21 protein-coding genes are annotated in these 21,880 nt (G+C 40.2%); 8 read left to right on the forward strand and 13 right to left on the reverse strand.

Going from position 1 to position 21,880, the window contains the following annotated elements:
* Positions 1–103: 103 nt before the first annotated feature.
* A complete protein-coding gene (locus BBP83_RS02835; protein WP_068885879.1) occupies positions 104–670 on the reverse strand; it encodes an FMN-dependent NADH-azoreductase in 567 nt (188 codons plus the stop codon).
* 250 nt (positions 671–920) lie between these two features.
* On the opposite strand from BBP83_RS02835, the gene BBP83_RS02840 reads away from it, so the two are divergent.
* Entirely contained in the window at positions 921–2,120 is a 1,200-nt protein-coding gene (locus tag BBP83_RS02840; protein WP_068885880.1) for a GGDEF domain-containing protein, read from the forward strand.
* On the opposite strand, the gene BBP83_RS02845 is transcribed toward BBP83_RS02840, so the two are convergent.
* The 5 genes from BBP83_RS02845 to BBP83_RS02865 all read right to left on the reverse strand — a co-directional run bounded on the left by BBP83_RS02845 (position 2,117) and on the right by BBP83_RS02865 (position 6,478).
* A complete protein-coding gene (locus BBP83_RS02845) occupies positions 2,117–2,782 on the reverse strand; it encodes a glutathione S-transferase family protein (RefSeq protein WP_068885881.1) in 666 nt (221 codons plus the stop codon). The genes BBP83_RS02840 and BBP83_RS02845 overlap by 4 nt on opposite strands.
* 2 nt (positions 2,783–2,784) lie before the next feature.
* Positions 2,785–4,596 carry a protein-disulfide reductase DsbD gene (gene dsbD, locus BBP83_RS02850; RefSeq protein WP_068885882.1) on the reverse strand — a complete coding sequence of 604 codons (1,812 nt, stop codon included), beginning with the start codon at positions 4,594–4,596 and terminating at the stop codon, positions 2,785–2,787.
* 43 nt (positions 4,597–4,639) lie between these two features.
* Positions 4,640–5,407: a transporter gene (locus BBP83_RS02855; protein WP_068885883.1), complete on the reverse strand. Its 768-nt coding sequence runs from the start codon at positions 5,405–5,407 to the stop codon at positions 4,640–4,642.
* Positions 5,408–5,420: 13 nt separating this feature from the next.
* Entirely contained in the window at positions 5,421–5,966 is a 546-nt protein-coding gene (locus tag BBP83_RS02860) for an ankyrin repeat domain-containing protein (RefSeq protein ID WP_068885884.1), read from the reverse strand.
* Between the two features lie 131 nt (positions 5,967–6,097).
* Positions 6,098–6,478, reverse strand: a complete 381-nt coding sequence (locus BBP83_RS02865; protein WP_068885885.1) for an HPF/RaiA family ribosome-associated protein — start codon at positions 6,476–6,478, stop codon at positions 6,098–6,100.
* Positions 6,479–6,970: 492 nt separating this feature from the next.
* Here BBP83_RS02865 and BBP83_RS02870 point away from each other — a divergent pair, with 492 nt between their 5' ends.
* Positions 6,971–7,717: an outer membrane protein OmpK gene (locus tag BBP83_RS02870; protein ID WP_068885886.1), complete on the forward strand. Its 747-nt coding sequence runs from the start codon at positions 6,971–6,973 to the stop codon at positions 7,715–7,717.
* Positions 7,718–7,857: 140 nt separating this feature from the next.
* Here BBP83_RS02870 and BBP83_RS02875 read toward each other — a convergent pair whose 3' ends face one another.
* The 3 genes from BBP83_RS02875 to BBP83_RS02885 form a co-directional block, all read right to left on the reverse strand.
* Positions 7,858–8,349: a DUF1877 family protein gene (locus BBP83_RS02875; RefSeq protein ID WP_068885887.1), complete on the reverse strand. Its 492-nt coding sequence runs from the start codon at positions 8,347–8,349 to the stop codon at positions 7,858–7,860.
* 249 nt (positions 8,350–8,598) lie between these two features.
* Complete coding sequence (parE, locus tag BBP83_RS02880) at positions 8,599–10,479, reverse strand: DNA topoisomerase IV subunit B (RefSeq protein ID WP_068885888.1); 1,881 nt, start codon at positions 10,477–10,479, stop codon at positions 8,599–8,601.
* Positions 10,480–10,733: 254 nt separating this feature from the next.
* A complete protein-coding gene (locus BBP83_RS02885; protein WP_068885889.1) occupies positions 10,734–11,324 on the reverse strand; it encodes a YqiA/YcfP family alpha/beta fold hydrolase in 591 nt (196 codons plus the stop codon).
* Positions 11,325–11,565: 241 nt separating this feature from the next.
* Between BBP83_RS02885 and BBP83_RS02890 the strand changes: the two genes are divergently transcribed.
* Entirely contained in the window at positions 11,566–12,897 is a 1,332-nt protein-coding gene (locus BBP83_RS02890; protein ID WP_068885890.1) for a PGAP1-like alpha/beta domain-containing protein, read from the forward strand.
* Positions 12,898–12,984: 87 nt separating this feature from the next.
* Here the strand turns inward: BBP83_RS02890 and BBP83_RS02895 are convergent, their stop codons facing one another.
* Together BBP83_RS02895 and gshA are read right to left on the reverse strand one after the other, a co-directional pair.
* Positions 12,985–13,512: a disulfide bond formation protein B gene (locus tag BBP83_RS02895; RefSeq protein WP_068885891.1), complete on the reverse strand. Its 528-nt coding sequence runs from the start codon at positions 13,510–13,512 to the stop codon at positions 12,985–12,987.
* Positions 13,513–13,530: 18 nt separating this feature from the next.
* Entirely contained in the window at positions 13,531–15,108 is a 1,578-nt protein-coding gene (gene gshA, locus BBP83_RS02900) for a glutamate--cysteine ligase (protein ID WP_068885892.1), read from the reverse strand.
* A 212-nt stretch (positions 15,109–15,320) separates the two neighbouring features.
* Between gshA and BBP83_RS02905 the strand changes: the two genes are divergently transcribed.
* From BBP83_RS02905 to BBP83_RS02915, 3 genes are read left to right on the forward strand one after another with little or no spacing between them, the layout of a single operon-like run.
* Complete coding sequence (locus BBP83_RS02905; protein WP_068885893.1) at positions 15,321–15,860, forward strand: DUF924 family protein; 540 nt, start codon at positions 15,321–15,323, stop codon at positions 15,858–15,860.
* A gap of 51 nt (positions 15,861–15,911) precedes the next feature.
* Positions 15,912–16,478 carry a CC0125/CC1285 family lipoprotein gene (locus tag BBP83_RS02910; protein ID WP_068885894.1) on the forward strand — a complete coding sequence of 189 codons (567 nt, stop codon included), beginning with the start codon at positions 15,912–15,914 and terminating at the stop codon, positions 16,476–16,478.
* 22 nt (positions 16,479–16,500) lie between these two features.
* Positions 16,501–17,820, forward strand: coding sequence for a DUF445 domain-containing protein (locus BBP83_RS02915; RefSeq protein ID WP_068885965.1), 1,320 nt, complete (start codon positions 16,501–16,503; stop codon positions 17,818–17,820).
* 22 nt (positions 17,821–17,842) lie between these two features.
* Here BBP83_RS02915 and BBP83_RS02920 read toward each other — a convergent pair whose 3' ends face one another.
* On the reverse strand, positions 17,843–18,118 hold the full coding sequence (locus tag BBP83_RS02920; RefSeq protein ID WP_068885895.1) for a DUF2798 domain-containing protein: 276 nt from the start codon (positions 18,116–18,118) through the stop codon (positions 17,843–17,845).
* Between the two features lie 180 nt (positions 18,119–18,298).
* Here BBP83_RS02920 and argS point away from each other — a divergent pair, with 180 nt between their 5' ends.
* Both argS and BBP83_RS02930 read left to right on the forward strand, forming a co-directional pair.
* Positions 18,299–20,104 carry an arginine--tRNA ligase gene (argS, locus tag BBP83_RS02925; RefSeq protein ID WP_068885896.1) on the forward strand — a complete coding sequence of 602 codons (1,806 nt, stop codon included), beginning with the start codon at positions 18,299–18,301 and terminating at the stop codon, positions 20,102–20,104.
* 139 nt (positions 20,105–20,243) lie between these two features.
* Positions 20,244–20,843 (forward strand): SPOR domain-containing protein, encoded by a 600-nt coding sequence (locus tag BBP83_RS02930; protein WP_068885897.1) that lies wholly within the window; start codon positions 20,244–20,246, stop codon positions 20,841–20,843.
* A gap of 51 nt (positions 20,844–20,894) precedes the next feature.
* Here the strand turns inward: BBP83_RS02930 and BBP83_RS02935 are convergent, their stop codons facing one another.
* A complete protein-coding gene (locus BBP83_RS02935) occupies positions 20,895–21,821 on the reverse strand; it encodes a LemA family protein (RefSeq protein WP_068885898.1) in 927 nt (308 codons plus the stop codon).
* Between the last annotated feature and the right edge of the window lie 59 nt (positions 21,822–21,880).

Raw genomic sequence — 21,880 nt, forward strand, 5'->3', positions numbered from 1 at the left:
TCTTCTCACATATTGCTACTGTGATTAAAAATGGCCAGCCGAAGCTGACCATTGGGAGAAATCATCTGAAGGAAACTTCAGCCTGAAAAAATAAAACTAGATATTAAATCACTTGAATTTTAGCCATCGCATCTGCCATGGCTTTATCTTTCATCTCTGCACCCATGTTGACGCCTTCAGCACGAATCACGTCTACATCATTGACACCTGTAAAACCAAAGACGGTTTTCAACATGCCTTCTTGAAAATCGACTGGACTATTTTCGCCATAAACCCCACCGCGACTACTGGCAATATAGGCTTTTTTATCACCAGCTAAACCCACAGGGCCATTTTCAGTATATTTGAAGGTTTTACCCGCCACACTAATCCGGTCAATCCATGCTTTTAACGCTGATGATAAACCAAAGTTATACATTGCAGCCCCAATCACAACCACATCAGCATCTAAATACTGCTGAATCAATTTTTCGCTCAGTGCTGTTTGTTCAACATTTTGCCCCATGAGAATTTCAGCAGTTAAATGAGGAATGGTCTGTTGTGCTAAATCTAAATATTCAACTTGTGCGTTGTTATGCTTTGCCTTTAATTGCGTCACAATCGCTTGGCTCAGTTGGCGCGATACTGAAGCATCACCCATAATGCTTGAATCAATATGTAAAACTTTCATGCTTAAAACCTATGGCTATTATTTCTTGATTAGACACAGTTTACTTAATTGCATAAATGAAATAATCATCAATTCTAAAACGTACTGTTTTAAAAATAGAACACTTCAAGATTGCATTGATCTCACCTGATGTATTGAGTGAAATTCAACCATTATCAAACCCATAAAAGCATGATATTTTAGAACCGACCCTTTGATAACATCATCATATTAAAAATAAGCATAAAGATAAAAAGGCAAAGCTGAAGGTATGAAGAAAAAGCTCACCATTCATGAAACGATACTCAAGAAAAACTTGGGCAAGTATCTGATTGAAGATGAAGTCGTAATGAACTGGAATATCCTGAAAAAATGTATGTTGATGCTCATTTTAGGGGCAATGGTTCATCTCACTTGGATTATCTGGAAGTCATTTATTCTCTTTACGCCAGCCCTATGGCCTTGGGTCAATCTTCCTTTACTTAAATCTCAGTTGATGCTGAATAGCTTTTTTTTGGTGCTTTTAATCTGTCTCATTTGGCCCTGTTATGTATGGAGTAATAAGCGCTGGGTTAAAGTCATATTGCCCTATTTAGCCGTTGGGCTCTTTGTCATTGCACTTTGCCGTGAAGGCTACTTAATTGGTATCCTCAGTCCAGCCACCCTCATTTCATATATCAGCTTGGTCACAGTCGGCTTGGTGCTTCTGCCACGTGTGATTGTCTATAGTGCATTTATCCCCGCGACACTGTATTTGATTGGTTGTAGCTATTTCAGTTATTTGGGTGTTTTAGATTATGCCCCATTGTTTCAAATAAACAACGAGAGCTATAGCAACCTCTTTTGGATTTTATCCATACTATTTTTCATGGTGCCTATTTTGGGGACATGTTTGGCACTGTTTGAAATTTTACTGAGCCAGTGGCGCCACCGTGAACGCTTGATTCAAAAATTAAGTCAAATTGATCCACTCACCAATTTATTTAATCGGCGCCGGATTAATCAATGCTTAGAGCAATTGGGGCAAAAAACCGATGAAAGCTATGCCCTCATCTTGCTCGATTTAGACCATTTCAAACAAATTAATGATCAATATGGACACCATAAAGGTGATGAAGCTTTAATTAAGGTAAGCAATATACTCAATCAAAACTTGCGAGATCATGATGTCGTGGGGCGTTTTGGCGGTGAGGAATTTATTCTAATTTTGTATCATTCAACTCTAACTCAAGCACAGCACATTGCAGAAAGATGCCGTCAGGCCATTCAAAACATTCAGCTACAAGACGATGACGGTCAAACTATTTTAGTTACTGCCAGTTTTGGTATTGCCATTTCGACCACTGAATTACGACCGCAACAATTGCTCAGTCGCGCAGATAAAGCACTGTATGAAGCCAAAGCTTGTGGGCGAAATATCGTAAAAACTTACTCGGCACATTCGAGTCCAATTTTACTTACAGAAATTTAAAGTTGCGCCTCTAAAAATGCCACACGTGCTTGTTCTGCATGTGCATCTGCTACCCATGCCTTTACCGCAGGGTGCGCCGACAGGGTCTGCATATATTGTTGTGTTGACTTGCTCAGTGGTAAACCGTAGGTGATAAATCGAGTGACCACGGGTGCATAAAATGCATCTGCAATACTAAAGTCTCCACACAAAAAACCATCTGGGTGCGGACGTGCTGTCCAAATTTGCTCAATTCGCGCAACATCTTGACGTAAGCTTTCATCCGCCTGCCAAAGTTTCTGACCCAGTGCGGTTAAGTCTGCACGAATGTTCATGCCACATTGATTACGTAAACTAATAAAGCCACTATGCATTTCTGCAGTAATACAGCGTGCGCGGGTACGCATGGCATTATCGACTGGCCATAGAGCTAAATTGGGGTATTGTTCAGCTAAATATTCACAAATCGCGAGAGAATCCCAAACCAACTGACCTTCATCTAATAGTACGGGTACCTTGCCATTCGGATTAACCGCCAACACTTTTTGTTTAAATGCACCACCATAAGGCTGTTCTGAAAAAGCAATCATGACTTCTTCAAAAGGTAGATCAAATGCTTTTAATACCAACCACGGTCGCATTGACCAACTAGAGTAATTTTTATTGGCAATAAACAGTTGCATAACTATTCTCCTGACGCATCAAAACGTTGTAATTGTTGGAGTAACTCTGCCTCGGTAAATGCCCCTGTTAAGCGCAGTCCACGAATTTCCTGATGCGAGGCATCTAAGAACAAATACGTCGGAGGCCCCAAAATATCCCATTCATTTAGTAATACCTGATGCGTGGCATCATAATGGCTCAAATCTAATTTAATTAAATAATACGACGCCAGACTTTGCTGGACTTTGGCCGATTTTAAAATACGATGTTCAATCGGCTGGCAGGCAATACACCAGTCGGCATACACATCAATGACTGCTTTTTGACCCACTGGAATTTGCTGTAAAAGTTGCTGAAACTCTGTGGCTGTTTGCGCATGATGCCAAACCGCTTGCGTTGCACTGGTCTCAAAAAAGAATCGCTGACTTTGCTGATATTGGCTATACACCACATAAGGTATAGCCAAACAGAGTACAAAAATATACAGCCATTTTAATTGGGTACGTCCGCGTAAAACTTGCCAAAACACATAGGCTACAAAACTCAGTTCTAGCGCCAAAGATAGCCATTGCATCCAGGCTTCACTCAGCAATGGTCGAACAAAATACAAGGCCAATCCCAACATAATAAAAGCAAATAACACTTTTATTTGATTCATCCACATACCCGCTTTGGGTAAAATACTGGAACCCAATACACTGGCCAGCAATAAGGGTGTACCCATACCAAAACCAAGGGTAAACAGCAACAATGCACCTTGCCATTGGCTCTGCGTTTGTGAAATGAATAACAAAGCACCTGCCAGTGGCGCAGTCATACATGGGCCAACCAGCAACGCTGAAATCATCCCCATAACCCCAGCACCGACCAGACTGCCCCCTTTTTGCATGGACTGGGCATGGTCTAAATGTTGTACCAGACGTTGAGGCAACTTAATTTCAAAAAGTCCAAAAAGATTTAAAGCAAAAACCACAAACAGTAAGCTAAAGGCAATTAATGTCGAAGGTTGTTGTAACCAGCGCTGAAAATTCAGTCCTGCCGATGAGGCAATCAGACCCAATATTGCATACACCATTGCCATGCTAAAAACAAAGGTCAGAGCAATCATCCATGCTTTTAAACCTTTACTTTCACGAACAATCAGCGAAGTTAAAATGGGTAACATGGGCAATGAACACGGGGTAAATGCCAGTAATAAACCCAAACCAAAAAACAGCAATAATCCGTACAGTAATGAGCTTTCTGCTAGTTTTTCAGACCACATTTGATCTTGCGCAGTGACTGACGCTGTAGAACCATCAGCCGATAAAGACGATTGCCCTTGGCTTGGTTCTTCCGCATTTTTTTGTATAGATGTTGCACCTAAGGGTGCAGTTTGAGCTAAATCAAGCAGACGTTTCGTCCCATTGGCCTGATTTTGTACACTCACCAAACCATTGATATCGGTCTGAAAAGTCATACTTTGTGGTGGATAACACACACGGTCTTGTGCACAGCCTTGCCAAGTCACTTGATACTGTTGTGATGCCTGAGTTGGAACATGCAAAGTTAATTGCTGATAATAAACCTGTACCTGACCATAATTTTCATCATGCAATTTTTCAGCAGGAGGTAACTTGAAGGTCACAGGCTGATTGCCTTGATTAACTTCAATTTTGTGTTGATACAGATAATATTGAGGCGGAATTTTCCAGCTGAGTTCAGCTTCCTGATCACTGCTGGAAACCACCGTTAAAGGAAAAGCTTTCTCTGGAGAAAGCAATTCAGATTCTGCTTTTAGCGCAGTCCCAAGTGAAAGCACTGCAACCACTGCGCCATAAGCAAATATTTTCATACCAATCAACTTATCCTAAGAAAATCAAATGTTAAACAACGCATTAAAATAAGAAAGATGCACCTAGACCTGACTGATAGCCTTTATCTTTACCATTTAAATCTATACCGATGCTAGCATCTAACTGCATACGATCATTAACCGCATAAACTAAACCCGTACCCAAAGCATATTCATTATTTTCACTTTCAGCTTTGTGAAATACAAATTCTGAATAGCCTGAAAGCTTGCCTGCAATTTTATATTCCAGAGTTGGAATTGCAGAAACGGCCCAATCGCTGTTTTGCACTTCGTAGCGCATCGTGATTGATGTCGCCAGTAAGTCATTAAAATCATAAGCAACTGCTGAACTCAGACTATAAATATCATCTTCGTTCGTAAAACCATCATTGCCTGTGGCTAAAATAGCTTCCGCTAAAATAGCCATCGATAGTTTCTCATCATCAAGGTCTATGGCTTTTTTCAAACCAATGCTGACATCGCCTAAACCATCTTCTTCAACACTACGTCCGCCAACTTTAGTTTTTGTCCACGCTGGGCCTTGCCAGCCCAATTGTAATTCAAGATTTTTTGCCAAACCCGTACGCAATAACATGTCACCATTGAGCGTCAGTTGTTTGATCTTTTGACCATTTTCATGGCTTTCTTGATACGAGGCACTTGGTAAACCTTGTTCCCATGCCAATTGACCTACAGGAGTAATACCCGTACCAAAGCCTGCACCTGGACGGTCAAAGGAAAAATCTGCAGCCAGCGTATATGAACTCAGCCCTGCTAAAGTTGCGAATCCTAAAATTTTGATCATAGTCATGCAAAACCCCTTATTATTCATCTAATTCTTTACTCATTTTTGCGCCATGGCTACGGAGCAATTCTAAGGTTTGCTTTTCTTCATCTAGCGACTCTGACCAATCAACTTCATCAAAATCACAATCAAAGAACAAATCACTAATCGATGAAAGAATGGTCAAGCCTTCGCCATCTTTGGTATTCGGATTTACTTTTTCATCTAATAAGCGCTTTACTACTGGCACACATGCAGAACTGGCGGCATCCCATAATGGGCCATATAATTCTTCTGCATCCCATAAATTTAAATTGACTTTGGCTTCAATTAAGGCTTCTAAAATCTCTAAATGAACTGCCAAACGCTCCTGCTTTTGCTCATTCGACAAAGGTGTACCTGCCTCATAGGCTTCGCAAATCTCTTCCCACCATTTAAACAACCCATCGGACCAAACAGAAACAGCAGGCCCTTTTTCAAAATCAACAAAGTTTGGATTTAAACCAGTTGCTAAAAGCTGTTTCACCTGAGCAAGATTCAGTTCTTCTAAGGCTTGCACAAAAACTTGCTGCTGTGCTGTTAACATGGGAAATTCTCTTTAAATGATTAATCAGTATTATGCCGAATAAACGGACATTTGTTTTATCATAATGTAAAACAACGTTAATTTTTTACGCATAAAAAAAAGCCCATAATGGGCTTTTTTTACACACATTTTTAAGCGTCATCATCATCAAGGTCAGCATCATTCACATCTGCATCAGCAAATGCAGGTTGAACAGCACGAGGATTTTCTTTCTTCTCAAAAACATGCTCTAAACTACGTTTTAAGCGGTCAATCGCGCCATGAATTGCAAGATCAACCTTTCCAGCTTTATGATTGACTACCACTGGCTTTAAGCCAGCTGGACGTGCTTCGATCATACATTTAATATCGTCGCTACCGCCTTTGTCCCCATTTTCGTCACTTAAATGCACCGAAAAGTGAGTAATACGTTCACTGTGGCGCTGAAATTCCTCATTGAGTTCTGCACGAACGTATTCTATTAGGCGCTCATTATTCTGAATGTTTTTATCTGTACGGATTTCTATGTTCATAATATCATCCTCTAACCATCTGGATTATCTATCAAAAATTGTGCAAAACTTTCTTATGTTGGCACACTCACACTTGCTGTTTTATACAGCTAGAACATCTTCAATTTAGTTTGGAACGCTGTCCTCCACCTTGAACGATGAACACTTTATAGTCTGCAGAACTGTGTCCTTATACTTCGAATATCGGGCCTAATAGAAAAATATGCAAGTGCTATTTTTTATATTTTTTGAAATGTCTTATAAAAACTAAGTCTTTTACTGTATTCGCCAAATTGATTTAATTACACCACGTGAATTTTCTTGTAAAAATACGACTATTTATAATAAATCTGTTTTTTAAGACAAAATTTACTTTTTGAGATGTGCGCTCATTAAAAAAATGTAAGACATCTGCTACTACCCTCGAATTTTTTCTACCAGCAATCACTTTTGGCTTTATTTTTGCTAAAGAATCTGTATGCTTTCAGTCCTTCTCGGGGGAGATATTTTTTAATGAAACTTACACAATTAGTAACTGCATGTACATTGGCTACAACAGCAACCTTCACACAAGCTGCACCAATCTGGCAAGATTTTAGTCTTACAGGCCTTTATGGTGAGAACTATGAAATTGTTCATGACCAGCAAAGCACTTTAACTGTTGAATATGCAGCGAAAGTAAAATATGCAGATGTATTCTTCTTTATGGACCGTATGCGCGGTGGCGATGATAACAAAGTAACTTACTTTGAGTTGGCACCACGTTTAAGCCTAAGTGAAGTATCAGGTAAGAAGCTTTCTGTTGGCCCAATTAAAGATGTTTTAATTGCGACAACATGGGAAGGCAATCAAGATAATTTTGGCAATAATTTTGACAACTTCTTATACGGTATCGGTTTTGACCTTGCTATTCCTTATACACAATATGCCAGTGTCAATTTCTACCGCGCAAGCAATGAAAAGACTGCTGATGATTACCAAATGACCATCACTTATGCTGTGCCATTTAAATTAGGCTCTGAAGACTTCTTGGTCGATGGTTTCCTTGACTGGTCAACTGCTGAAAAAGACAGCAATCCTGCTCAGTCTCATGCCAGCGAATTAAACTGGACAACCCAATATAAATGGAATGCAGGTAAACACATTTCTCCAGAAACCCGTTTATATTTGGGTATTGAGCATTCAATCTGGAATAATAAATTCGGGGCTTCAGGCCAAGACGAAAACAACGTGAGTGCATTGGTTAAATACCACTTCTAATGCCACATTAAATTAAACGAAAAAAGCAGGACAACAGTCTTGCTTTTTTTATGCCCTCAGCAAGCAGATTTTTCACAAACTATATGCCACATGGACAAAAATGTGTTGAATGGCATGATCTGCTCTTGATGCAATTACAATTAGATTAATTTTTCAGGCTGAATTTTCTCTTGAAAAACACTCACTACTGCCCAATTATTCCGTATGGCTTCCCGATAAAAATCTTGTAGCTGTAAATAAATCAGTTTCAATTCTGCCAACCGAAGTTCCTGCTCCAATGCCTCTGGTGCAGTATTGGCGACCGTAAACTGATAACGTTTTTTAATTTCATCAACGGTTAAATGTTGCAAATTTTTCTGAATTTCAGCAACGCGAACCACTGTGTTATATCTCACTAAACTTGGCTGATTTATTTTGTCCGACAACGGATGCTCAGTCTGAATAATAAATTTCAGGCTATTTTCTGCCTGTTGATTCGCAGGGTTTAACACTTGATTGAGCGCCTCCCACACGTTTCCTAAATAAAATGACTGTCGAATAAAAGAAGATTCCAGCACATATTGAATGGTCTCGGCTTCTATAATTAAAGTTTCTAAGTCATTTGGATGAATAAGTAATAAGCTGGCTTGCATTTTGATCTTCTTGGTATGATTTACTCTCAACATAACCTGTTTAGAATGAAAGATATGCTGAAAAATTGTATACAGACGTTGTAAATTTTAAAAACCATCTTACTTCTTCATGTAAATAATTAAGCTATTCTTCTATAAGTCTTAAATTTCGTATTGGGATAATATCGTATGAATTTTAAATAAAACTTAGCCAAATTAAAATAAAAAACCTGCAAAAATGCAGGTTTTTCTAAGCAAAAATTGGTTCAATTAAGCCGTTAATTCAGCCAAGTTTCCTTTTTGCTCCAGCCATATTTTTCGATCGCCGGCACGTTTTTTTGCCAACAATTTATCCAATAAACCTGTTGTTAATTGCATATCATCTAAATCTAATTGAACCAAACGACGCGTATCCGGATCAAGTGTGGTTTCACGTAATTGACTTGCATTCATTTCACCTAAGCCTTTAAAGCGAGTGATTTGCGGGCTTTTGGTTTTGCATTTTTTGAGGATGCCTTCAAGTTCATGATCATCCAAGGCGTAATGCACGTCTTTATTGTCATCAACCCGATACAACGGTGGCATTGCAACAAATAAATGCCCTGCCTCTACCAATGTTGGGAAATGTTTGACAAACAATGCACATAATAAAGTTGCAATATGCAGTCCATCAGAATCGGCATCGGCCAAAATACAAACCTTGCCATAACGCAGTTCAGACAAATCATCACTGCCCGGATCGACACCTATGGCAATCGCAATATTATGTACTTCCTGAGAGGTCAGCACTTCATCTGAAGAGACTTCCCATGTATTTAAAATTTTTCCGCGAATTGGCATAATCGCTTGGAAATTTTTATCTCGGGCTTGCTTTGCAGAACCACCGGCAGAGTCACCTTCCACAATAAACAATTCAGACTCTTCAAGGGTATGGCCCACACAATCGGACAATTTACCCGGCAATGTTGGCCCTGCTACGATTTTTTTTCGTTCGACTTTTTTAGCGGCTTTAAGACGACGCCCTGCTTTAGAAATGGCCATTTCAGCCAATTGCATAGCAACCTCTGAATTTTGATTTAGCCATAAAGCAAAGGCATCTTTAGCAATATTAAGCACAATGCCCGAGGCTTCACGGCTAGATAAACGTTCTTTGGTTTGACCTGAAAATTGTGGTTCTTGAAACTTCAATGACAAAATGTAGTTCACGCCATCCCAAACGTCTTCTGCAGAGAGTTTGAGGTTACGAGGGAGCAAATTACGTAATTCACAGAATTCACGTATTGCATCGGTCACCCCCGAACGCAGACCGTTCACATGCGTGCCACCTTGTGCGGTAGGAATCAAGTTGACATAACTTTCTTGAACCTGCTCGCCACCTTCGACATTCCAACAAATGGCAAATTCAGCACTGGCACGCTCAGCATCACCTGTTACAACAAAAGCAGGTGCAGGTAAAATTTCACGATCTTGTAATTCGTCCATTAAATAGTCGACTAGACCATTTTCGAACTGCCATTCAATCTTTTCGTTATTAATATCGTCAATGTAAATAATTTGTAAGCCAGCAGCCAAAACCGCTTTGGCTTTCAAATTGTGTTTTAAGGCTTTTAAAGCAAATTTAGGAGAGTCAAAATATTTTGCTTCAGGCCAAAAATGGACGACTGTCCCACTGGCACGTTTTGGTGCTTTACCTTCCAATACTTCTAGTGCGGCAACAGCTTCGCCTTTTTCAAAGGCCATTTTATACAGATTGCCTTGACGCTGTACTTCAACCTCAACACGGGTCGACAATGCATTGACCACGGAAATACCCACGCCATGCAAGCCACCAGAAAACTGATAGTTATCTGTACTAAACTTACCGCCCGCATGGAGCTTGGTCATAATAATTTCTATACCGCTTTGACCATACTCGGGGTGAATATCAACAGGCATACCTCGACCATTGTCCTCTACAGACAATGAACCATCTTTATAGACTTTGACGGTAATTTTATTTGCATGTCCTGCTAATGCTTCATCGACAGCATTATCAATCACTTCCTGCGCCAAATGATTGGGCCGAGAGGTGTCTGTATACATACCCGGACGGCGGCGAACCGGATCTAAACCAGATAAAATTTCAAGTGATTGAGCCGTATATTGCGTCACGTTGCCAAATTCCCTGCATTATGGTTAAAAACTTTTACATCAAGCGCTACAGTATATGCTTTTTCGGTAAAAAGCATATCTATCCTGCTTTGCTCATCTTGGCTTTCGCCATGAAAAGCGTCAAATCATGTCGTAATGCTCAAAAACTGGCTATTCAATTTTTTTAATAACTGCAAATGGGCTGAAATACTTCATATCATCCGAGACCTAACAAATAAATTCACTTGCTCTAAGATCAAGTGGCTTCTTCAGCCTTACATTTTTCTCAAATGATCGGATAAAAACTGTAATGCCATGGGAATTTTTTCGGCAAAATTATCCATACCATGCGTGCCCTGCATTTCATTGATAATCATGGCGCAGTTCTTCGGTTGGCTAAAAAAACGCTGTGCATCTTTTACATCTAGAACCTCATCGCCCTGCTGAAGCAAGACCAAGATTTGATGGGCATTAGGCACGTCTGAAACAGCCAAGTGTGCCAAATCTTCCAACTGAGATTCATCTAATGACCAGTGTTCAGTCACTGCATAAGGCAATTGTGCCGTAGCAAATAGCTGTCTAAACAAGTGCCAAGGTTGCATGGCAGGATTAATCAACACCGCAGGAAGCGCATGCTGAACCACCAGTTGCATGGCATAAAATCCCCCCAAACTGCTACCGACCAATACAGGATGTTCCAACTGCTGAATCAATGTAGACATCGCTTGCAGTGCCTGCAACGGAGGCACGTTTAAATCGGGTAAATGTACCTGAAAATTCGTTTTTTGCTCACAATATTGTTGAAGCAGTTGTCCTTTGGCAGAGAGGCTATTACTTTGAAAACCATGCAAATAAATAATATTCATTTCACCATCCAAATGGGAATTTAAATTTTTTGCAACAACAAGCGGGTATGGTAATTTTAATGAAACTTTATTGAAATTTGGTTAATCTCACATTGTTAGACAAAAAAAGCTTAAAAAATCTGTAATTCTATGTATTTTAAAAATTATTCGAGACGAATAATAGAATGTTAATAAAAAAACCCATGTCATACAGCATTCAAAACGAACTGAATATGTATGGGAAAGAATAAGGTAGGAAACAATGCCAAGTTTAACGCCACTGCATGAGACCTATTGTAAATGGGACCGCACGCCACCCAGCCAAGCCGATCTTTTAGAAGGTTTGGCGCAATTGGTGACCATGCGCTTTAGTGATGTTGTCCATGACCTGATTCAAAATATTCAGCGTGAATTGCTGATTAGTATTTTTGGCATGAGTGAACAAAGATCACAAAAATTTCATAAAATTCCATCTATCGCTAAGCTTTATCAGTTTTCATATGAAACTTTTTTCAATTATGGCAACTATCTGTTGGCACCAGTTTTGCGGAGCATTATTGAAAAATTTCCCAAATTGCATGATAAGCCTCTCACCCCATCTTTACATTTTTTAGTCGGTGCTTTGAATGGCGTGTTGGGAGACTATTTACTCGAACAACATAGCCCGATGGCCTTACCTATGGTGGTCTATGACCATTATGGTGCAGTGCAAAAAGGTGAATTGACGGGTCGTATTACTTTGCTCGTTCATGGTTTATGTATGAACCATTTGGATTGGACAACTCGAAAATATGGCGGTATTGGAGAAAAGCTTCTTGCACAGCGTGACCATAACACCATGCTGTATTTGAACTACAATACTGGCCGACGTATTTCTGCAAATGGACGCAGTTTGTCGAATACCTTAGAAGATCTTGTGCGACGTAACCCTGATATTACCAGCATTGATTTGATTGGGCATAGTATGGGCGGGCTTGTTTCACGTAGTGCGTTGTTTTACGGTAAGCAGAACGTATACAGTTGGATGCATCGGGTAGAAAATTTAGTCTGTTTAGGTTCACCGCATCATGGTGCTGTATTAGAACGTCTTGGTTTTAGTTTGCAACGGAACCTACGTCATATTCCTCTTGGTAAAATTTTTGGCCATATTGCCAATATTCGTAGTAACGGTATTTTAGATTTACGTTACGGTAGCGTGCGCGACGACGATTGGGAACACAATAATATTCGGATTGGTCTTATTGATGATAACCGTAAACCTGCCCCACTGCCTTCTCACATCAACACCTATTTAGTGGCGGGAACCATCGAATTTCCACATCGTAAAAACCGTACTAGACAAGCGATTGGCGACTATTTAGTCAGTGTGAAAAGTGCTTTGGGTGAACATCCCAATGTACGCTATCAGCTTAAAGTTCCCGAAGCACATAAAGCCATTTTTTATGGGATCAATCATTTTGACATTCATCATCATCCCTTGGTTGCAGAACAAATTGTGCATTGGTTCTATCCAAACGCTGAAGACCTAAAACGCACACAGATTCATGAATTTATGATGGATTTAAACAGCATTGAAGGCATTGCTTTAACCTAATAAATTTAAAAAAGAAAAGCCAGTCCATTTAGAAATGGACTGGCTTTTCTAACAGTAGAGCTTTTTTTAGTTTTAATCCAGCGCTTCTTAGTATTTATCTCTGAGGCGTTTTACAGGTGCGCTCTGATATTTACGCAATAACTGCCATAAACTCATCACAGCCAATACACTAAAGAAAACCAAAGACCAAACAGGTAAAGACTGACCGAACAACATCCAATCAATTTGAGCACACTCGCCTGACCCTGTTAACACCTGTTGAAATACCGACTTCAGTGGCAGTGTATCTAGCCAGTAATCTAAACCAGGACCACAACTGGGTACTTCTTCAGGTGGCAAGCTTTGTAGCCAAACATGCCGAGCAGCCACACCTGCAGACCATAAAATTGCCAGCGTACCTAAAAAGGCATAGAGCCGTTTCAAAACATTAGAAACTGGGTTATGTAAAAAGGCAATCAGTGAAATTAAGCCTAATCCGATTAAACCAATGCGCTGAAAAACACAAAGTGGACAAGGGTTTAAACCTTGACCATGCTCTAAATACAGCGCAAATGCCATACCCACAACACTGGCTAAAAATAAAAAACCACTGACCAAGCGATAACTCCATTGCATGGCGTATCCTCTTAATTATTATCTAAAATGGGTAAGATATTGTTCAAAACTAATTTGATTATCTTGTTCGAGTTGTTGCTGGCGTTTTAACGATTGTTGAGCAATATCATCAAAATATGCCCATTTTTCAGCACTGAGTTGGTGTTGTTCATACTCGGCAACATGAAGCTGCGCCATATGACTGCCAAAACTCCATGTACCACCTAGCGCTAAAGTATCTTCAATCATTTTTGCCGATAGGGTTGTATCAACGTCATTGACTCGCTTCAGCATGGTTTCCAAAGCATTGCGGTACAACTCTGTCTGATAAGCACTGTCCAGTAAAGCGCCCATTGGCTGCAGTTCTGTTAAATAATGACGACACCAGTCTTCAATGAAATGTTTTTCGCCATTCTCTAGCATTTCAGCATTGGGTGCTCGCCCGCGATTAACCACTTCAGCCTGATTTTTTTCAATAACTTCTTGTTCATCATCATATAAATTCGGGCTGTCTTTGAGTAAGCAATACAATGCCAACGCCTCTAAAAAGCCTGCCGTATTTTCGTCAATCCCAATCGAGCTATACGGGTTGACATCGACTGCGCGTAGTTCAACATAGCTTACCCCCCGATTTTTCAAGGCTTCTGAAGGTGTTTCACCATCTTGTGGCACCTGTTTAGGACGAACTAAGCTGTAATATTCATTTTCAATTTGTAAGACATGATCATTAATTTGAATCGGTTCGCCTTGCGCATTCTTTAAACCTAAACGAGTAAACGGCGCATACGGGGTTTTCACGGCCTTTTGCAAACCATCTAAATAATCATTTAAATTATTGTAGTGAATACCCAACTGTTTTTGCGCCGAATTTTGATAACCAAAACGCCCCATTCTTAACGCAGTCGCATAAGGCAAATATAAGGTGCCCCTCAATAACGGCAACAAATGATGTTCACGTCCTGTCATAAAACATTGACAAACCGAAGGACTTGCACCCACTGCAAACATCACCAACGGGGTTAAACGAATAAAATTACGAATTAAGCCAAAATAACGGTGGCTACGATAATCTTGCAAGCTGAGTGTTTTGAGCTGTTCATCCGTTTCATGCGCTTGTAGTGCTTCAAAAAAATGATCAGGGAAAGATAAATTATAATGTACACCAGAAATGGTTTGCATCCGACGACCATAGCGCACACCAAGACCATGGCGGTACAAGGTTTTGAAACGACCAATATTCGAAGAACCATATTGTGCTAAACGAATATTTTCGTCGTGATCATCCAACATGCATGGCATCGATAACGGCCATAATTTTTCGTCATGTTCTAAATAACGATGCGCTACAGTATGAATATCTTTTAATTCATCTAACGCCTGACCAATGGTTTCTTTCGGTGGCGTGATGAATTCCATCAAGGCTTCTGAATAATCGGTGGTGATATGCGAATGTGTCAACGCCGCACCCAATGCCTTTGGATGATCCGCTTGAGATAGAAAACCCGTACTTTGCATACGTAAGCTTTCACGCTCAATCCCCCGAAGCATCCCGCTTATATGCGAAGAATCTACCCAAGCCGGTAATGTATCTTTAGAGGTCGATTCGGGTTGACTCATTGCAATCTCGCTTAAATGGAAGAACGACTAATAAAATAAAATCATCAATTTATAGCAGTATAACGTGATTTATCTGCTGCACATTATACTCTGCGTGTGGTTCAGGCAATCGACTATTTGATTTTTTCAAATTTTTATCACAAAGTACCACTATATGACATTCAAAATTTGTGATCTTATTGAATAATAAATGCTAACAACATGTAAAACATATGAATTATCAAGATATTTTAGACTTTTGGTTTGCGACTGAAAACCAGAAAAATTGGTTTAATCAAAGTGATGCGTTCGATCAAAGCATTGAAATGCAATTTAAAACCACATTACTCAGTGCTTCAAAAGCCGAACTTTGGCACTGGCGGACTACGCCAGAAGGTCGTTTGGCTGAAATTATTGTGTTAGATCAATTTTCTAGAAATTTATACCGCGATTCACCCTTGGCCTTTGCACAAGATGCACAGGCTGTGGTCTTGGCCCAAGAAGCCATCAGCTTGGGGCTAGATCAACCCTTGACTGCAGAACAGCGTGCATTTTTGTACATGCCTTTTATGCACAGTGAATCCCCTCTAATACATCAACATGCGTTAAAATTATTCGAAGCACTGAATAATCCAATTAACTTGGATTTTGAAAAAAGACACAAAGTCATTATTGACCGCTTTGGTCGATACCCGCACCGTAACCAGATTTTAGGGCGGTGTTCCACTGCCGAAGAAACTGCCTTTTTAATGCAACCAAATTCCAGTTTTTAGGGCATGTTATTTCTACTCCCCTTGCGTATAAACACTCTTAGGAGGTTGAGCATGAAGAATTTATTACTCGCTACAGCCGTTGTTGCCAGCTTAACGCTTGCAGGATGTGCCACAACGCCATCTAAACCTTTAACTTTTGATCAATTGGGCCAATTCAGTAATACACCACTCAATGCCCAGACCTTCCGGATTGGTTTTAAAACCAGCCCAAATATGAGCTATGGAACAGCTGAAGAAATCACCTTGGTTAAAGCAGCCCAAACCACCGTGCAAAAAGGTTTTCTGTTTTTTAAAGTGTTGGATGATCCAAGCAATCGTAGCCAACAACCGCCAAGACAAGCTGTGGTTTATCCTTCTCCACCGCCCTACCCATATGGCTATTACCGTCGTTATCCAGGATTTTGGCCTGACCCATTTTATGACATGCCTCAAGTGGTCACGCTTGATCCTGTTCAAGTCGCTTATACCATTGAGTGCTTTAAAACTGAAAAAACGGCACCCAAAGACGCTTTTGATGCGCGCTTGATCTTACAATCTTTAGGGCCAAAATATGGGTTAAGTCCAACTGGCGAGATTCTACCTGCCCCGACTGCCACTGCCCCAGCGCCATCAAAATAGGAGCATAGACCACCAAATGGATATGGATCAGGATCAGGATCAGGATCACGTTACGACTTCGCCAAATTTACAGCGCAGTAAACGCTTTGCCATGATTGCTCTTGTAATGGCAGTACTGGCCTGGCTGGCCTTAATGGTGGTTGCCAAAGTATTGCCAGAGCATGTTTGGCTGATCCATATTTTAATGCTGTCTGCAGAAGCAGGTGTGGTCGGTGGTTTAGCAGATTGGTATGCCATTACTGTATTGTTTCGCAATCCCTTCGGTAAAATGCCGATTCCACGATTTTTACGCGATCATACGGAAATTATTCCACGCAATAAGGCCCGTATCGCAGAGTCTATGGGTCGTTTTGTCCAAGAAAATTTTTTATCGCCACAAGTGGTGGAGCGCAGTCTACAAAATACAGATCTTTCACTGGCCGTAGGGAAATGGTTAGCCAATCCAAAAAATAACCGTCAGGTTACCGAGCTCATTCAGCAAACAGTACCGAAAATTTTTGACTTTGTCGGACAGGAGCAAATTGGGCGCTTTATTCAAAGTAATAGCGTGCAATGGGTTAAAAACACACAGGTCAACCATCTTGCCAGTGAACTGCTCCGCGCCGTACTGGAAAATGACTTCCATCAAGACGTGTTGCAACGTGGTCTAGATTTAGCCCATGAATGGATGGTGCATCATCCTGAACAAAGCCAAGACCTTACCCGTCAGTTATTTAAAGAACTGGGGGTGTGGAAATTGGCCAAAGGCGCCAGTTGGATTGGCATTGACGTACAACAACGTACCATTGATTCAATGATTGAGCGGGTTGAATCCATGCTGGCCGACCCTGATCATCCATGGCGCAAAAAAATTGAAGAAGCGGGCCAAAATTTAATGCTACAACTGGCAGACAGTCATAGTTCCGCCAGTATGCGTCTGAATCAGACCAAAGATGCCTTGTTGGACAGTCCACAAATGTTAAATTTCATTAGTGGTGCCGTGGTTATTTTGTGCGATGCCATCAAATCTGACCTACAGAAACCTGACTCAGGTGTTGCACAGAACCTACGAGTAGCCATTCAACAAGTCGGTGAAAATATGGTCTCGAACGTTGCTGTACGCCAACTTTTGAATGAAAAACTCAGTGATGTCGCCATTAACTTGTCCGATCAATACAGTGAAAAAGTGATTCGCTTTATCAGTGAACGGATTCACGAATGGGATTCAAGTGAAATGATTGACAAAATTGAAAATGAAGTCGGTGGCGATCTTCATATGATTCGGGTCAATGGCGTAGTGGTCGGCGCATTTATTGGATTGGTTTTAGGGATTATTCGTGCAATTGTGGAATTTGCCTTCTAAATATTGCCACTCAATTCAGGGTTTATTTCGGCAGTCGCATGTCCACAAATAAGCCCGCAAATTTGCGTACAAAAGGCAACAGCGTGACCACAATAGGAAATGCTATTGCCCAAGAAATCATCCAGTTATATCCCCAAAGCGTCATAAATCCATCAAACCAACCCAATGTGCGTAGCATATTCACAAAAGAAATAATCCCGCTCATTAAAAACGATAGAATAAAAGGCACAACGATGAGCGCCCAACGAGGTGACAATTTCGAAATATTTCCGATGATTTTGGGCGTTTCCTTTGACATAACAATAAACTCAGAAAATTGCAGTAATATCCTGTGCTTAATATATATTGTTTTTATTCAGTTCAAGCAATTCTTTAATTTCTATCGAATATTATTTATTCACGACAAATGGGTTCACCTAAAGAGTCGGAAATTTGCTATATTTACTGTTTTTCCGCGACATTTATTTTTCGACTGATTATGAATACGGCAATCCAAGCAGCGCTCGACCATGCAGTACAATCCCTTCAAGCTGAAGGTGTACTCCCATCTGACTGGCAAAACACCAGCACTTTGACGCGTACCAAAGACCGAAGTCATGGTGACTTTGCGTCCAATATTGCCATGATTGGTTCTAAAGTCGCAGCAATGAAGCCACGAGATTTGGCGGAAAAAATTCTTGCACATTTGCCAGAAGTTGCAGACATCAATAAAGCAGAAATTGCAGGTCCTGGTTTTATCAATTTCTTCTTAAATGCAGACCAACGCTTTGCAATTCTTGAACAAATTCAATCACAAAAAGATCAATTTGGTCGCACGTCAATCAATGCCAATAAACGCATTCAAGTAGAATTTGTTTCTGCAAACCCAACCTCAAGCCTACACGTAGGCCATGGTCGTGGCGCAGCCTACGGGATGACTGTAGCGAATATTTTGGAAGCAACAGGTGCAAAAGTTGACCGCGAATATTATGTCAATGACGCAGGCCGTCAAATGGATATTTTAGCGACATCTACCTACCTACGTTATTTAGAATTAACCGGCCAAAGTCTGGTTTTTCCAAAAAATGCGTACCAAGGCGACTACGTCAAAGAAATTGCGCAAAGCATTATTGACCAAAATGGCGATGCTTATGTACGTCCAGTGGCAGACATTTATCAAGATGTTCCAGAAGATGTGCAATTTGCTCCTGAATTGGATGCTGATGGCAACAAAGTGGTTTTATCTGGCGACAAAGAAAAACACATTGATGGTCTCATCCAAAATTCACAAAAATATTTAGGCGAAAGCTACCGTGTTTTCCATCAAGCTGCTTTAAAAGCGATTTTAGATGATATTAAAGATGACCTTGGCGAATTTGGAGTAACTTTCAATCAATGGTTCAGTGAAGCCAGCTTAACTGAAAAAATTGATGAAGCACTTCAAACTCTAGATCAACGTGGTTTCTTATACGAAAAAGACGGCAACATCTGGTTTAAATCGACTGAATTTGGCGATGAAAAAGACCGTGTTGTTAAACGTCGTAATGGTCAAACCACCTATTTCGCATCAGACATTGCTTACCATCTGAACAAACTACAACGTGGCTATACTGATATTATTGATATTTGGGGTTCTGACCACCACGGCTATATTGCTCGTGTGAAAGCCGCTATTGACGCGATGGGCTATGACTCTAAAAAGTTAACCGTGCTTTTGGTTCAGTTCGTCAGCTTATGGCGTAGTGGCGAAATGGTGCCAATGTCATCTCGTTCAGGTCAATTTGTGACTTTACGTGACTTGCGTAAAGAAGTCGGCAATGATGCAGCACGTTTCTACTACGTAATGCGTAAGTCTGAACAGCACATTGACTTTGACTTAGACCTTGCTGTGTCTCAAAGCAAAGACAATGCGGTGTATTACATTCAATACGCACATGCACGTGTGAACCGCATGGTAGATATCCGTGCTCCTGAAAAAAACATTGCTTTTGACCGCAATCAATTAACAAGTTATAACCCTGCTCTGTTGGTTTTAGATACTGAAACTGAAATTTTGTCAAAACTGGCGGCGTATCCTGAAGTGATTACACGTGCAGCCAATAACTATGAACCACACCAACTCGGTAACTATTTGAAAGAACTGGCAGCCTCTTTCCATGGTTGGTATGCTCAAGAAGATGTTAAAATTTTAGATGAACAAAATGTGGCTTTATCTCAAGCACGTTTATTGCTTTCGGTAAACGTACAGCAAGTGATTCGTAATGGCTTAGTCTTACTGGGTGTTAGTGCACCAGAATCAATGTAAACAGTCTCTAATTACCGTTTACATTTAAGATGGGTTTTGTAAGATACATTTTAGTGCTGTCTTACAAAACCCAATAATTTTATAATTGAACTGAAAATAATGTTATTTTTGACATTAATTAAAATAATGAGGTTCCTCTGTGTTTGGAAAAACGCAACGCGGTGTATCGGAACGGCCCAATAAGCCGAAAAAACCCTTAATTCCAGCATGGCTGGGAACTTTGGCCATTATTTTGATCATCCTTAGTTTTCTGGTTGCCTTAATCCTCTGGAAACCGTGGGAACCTGTTCAAGCCAAAAATCAAATAACTGCTGAACATGCGACAGAAGAAACCAATAAAGACTATCGCTTTTATGATCTACTCCCACAGCAGCAAGTCACACCTATTCCTGAACAGGCGATTCCTGAAGCTAAGAATCAAAACGCAGTTGTAATTGTGGAAGCACCAAAACCTGAACAAGCTGAGACAGCGACTGAATCAGGCTTGAAGGTAAGTGAACCCGCACCTGTTGCCAATTATATTTTACAAGTACGTAGCTACGACGACCCCGACCAAGCCGATGCCCGTCGTGCAGAAATTATTTTGAATGGTTTATCTGCAGATGTAATACAAAGTACAGAAAATGGCAAAGTTTGGTATCGTGTTGTTTCAGGCCCTTATGATTCACAAGATGCTGCCATCATTGCACAGCAAACCTTACAACATAGTGGTATTGATTCCATTGTGGTTAAACGCTAAAAAATTAAAACTAAAAAAAGCGCCAGTAGGCGCTTTTTTTTATATGTATATTCAACTGATCTGTTGAGTCGATACAACACTGGTTTTCAAATAAATATTACCCCAATCTTCAAAGCTAGACCATTGATCTGAGCCTACTTCAGACAAACGTACTTGCTCAACCCAATTCAAATCTTGGGCCAATTCCACAATTTCATCTAAACTTACTGGGCCCTTTGGTGCAGATTCAGTTAGCATATAAAAGAATTTTGGTTCATTGGGTTTACCCATATATGTATTGGCTTTTTCTACAAAATTTTGTACTTGATCACTAGTAGCAATCTTTTTACCTGCATCGGTCGCCTTATCCAAAGCAATTTTTGAAGTTGATGCTAAAGATTTAGATCCTTCAACAATATTATCTTTGGCTGATTTAAATAATGCGTTAAGACGTTCGCCATCATCAGTTTTAAAATCTTTCAAAATGTTTTGTTCAGCATTTTCGACAGATAAATCTAAATAAGGTGCTTCAGAAAAACCCAAACCATTAGCAATAAAGATCGTTGGAATTGAAGAGCGTAAAGTGTTGTACCCTTTCACACGTGCATTATATTCATTACGCCACTGTGCAATTTCTGCTTCACATAGCTCAATATTTGAAATTAAGCGATGATATTGTTGATCTGCTTTTAAGTCAGGATAACGTTCTGCTAAACCTTGCAGATTGGTTAACATCATATTACTGTCTTGGTAATTAGAATAAATCGCATTCATTCCAGTTTCTTTAGCAATCGTTAAATGAACCAATTGCTCACTGGCCTGATAGCCTTTAACCACGTCCATTAACTGATTAATTAAATTTACTTTCTTACTGATAGAAACTGAAATATTAGATAATGCTTCTTTAATTTCGTGAGCATTGCGTTGCAAATTATTGTAAGACTGTAGAACCTTATAAATTATCAGTATAACAACCGCTAATAAAATCCACATCCACATAGGTGAACCCTCCAGATTTATAATTTATGCACCTCACATAGGGCGCATATAGTTTTATA

Origin of the sequence: Acinetobacter celticus (assembly GCF_001707755.1) — a bacterium.
Lineage (GTDB): Bacteria > Pseudomonadota > Gammaproteobacteria > Pseudomonadales > Moraxellaceae > Acinetobacter > Acinetobacter celticus.